Annotated in this window: 1 protein-coding gene; it reads right to left on the reverse strand. The window is 45.7% G+C overall.

Going from position 1 to position 1,288, the window contains the following annotated elements:
• On the reverse strand, nt 1-1,288 hold a 1,288-nt coding region (locus A3763_RS01740; RefSeq protein WP_197482686.1), incomplete at both ends, for a protease inhibitor I9 family protein.

A 1,288-nucleotide genomic window follows, 5' to 3' on the forward strand; every position in this document is an offset into this window, starting at 1 on the left:
ACCATCTAGCTCATAGCTATAGGTGGTATCAAGCGGCAAAGCAGTTTGATCGATTCGGTCAAGGCCCCATGTCGCACTGTTTTGCGTTACGCTAGCACTCATTACCTGATCTTGCTCTATCAAAAGTACGCGAGGGTCGTTGCGAAGATTCTGTAATTCTTCAGCTTTCATTTTTAGCACAAAACCAGGAACTGAACTGGAGTATTGGCGCACCGCCTTCGCTTTGACTTTGTTAGATATATCAGTAGCCAATGCCTGAACTGATGCCTTACGCTGCTCAGGAGATTGGTTTTTAGAGAGCCCGAAAAACTGCGGGCTGATCGGTGAAGGGGAGTATATGCTGCGATTTCTGCTTGAGCTCTGCGTTGCGTTTTCGGGCTCTTTTAGTAAAACGATGTATTGTTCTTCAATTGACCGGGTTGGCGCAGCAGCAAAGTAGGGTGCAATTTGCGAAGAGCTGGAGAATGTTGTTGCTTGCTCAAACTCGCTAACAGCTTGCTCAGCCTCACAGACTAACCGGCTATCAGCATCAAGATTTGTTTTCCAGCTAACAGTCAGCGAATCAGTACTGGCATTTTCTATGACTGGCTCTGCTACAATTTCTAGTGTAACGGGCGCAACACCGGGTAATAAGGTTTTAAATGAAAGCACATTACTGGTAACGGTATTATCAGAAAGATCTGAAGACTCGACCCTAAAGTAATATCGGGTGTCGGCAGCAAGGTTGAAAACAGGAACGCTGTGTTCAGTAGAAAATCCATTTAGAGTAAAAGTCTGATCTAGGGACTCTTCGCTTAGCCCCAGACGAACCGTACGAGATGAAGACTCGGTAGTTGACCAAAGTATGTCTGCGCTGCTAACTGTAATATTTTCAACAATAGGCCCTGCGATAATTTGAGGTGCTGTCGTGTCAGGCAAAGCTAAAGTAGTAAATTCAACAGGCGCGGAAATGCTCGGCCCGTTCCCGGCTGCATCAGTGGAAGACGCCCTTAAGACATAAGTAGTATTAGCATCTAGACCACTTAAATACATTTCATGCGAACGAACCAAGGACTCGCTTTGAAGCGTATTAGTGCTATTCCCGTCCGTATAGGAAACACCACTATCTGCTGCTTCGTTAGTCGTCCAGCGAACGATTGCGGTCGTTTGGCTTATGTCACTTACGATGGGTCCAGTTATTTCAGGTGCAGAAATATCAAGTTCAAATAGTGTGGTTACCGTTTGTGGTGAGCTTAATACAGGCCCATTTCCAGCAATATCGGAGATAGCAACAACAACTGAATACTGC

This window comes from Oleiphilus sp. HI0128 (assembly GCF_001635365.1).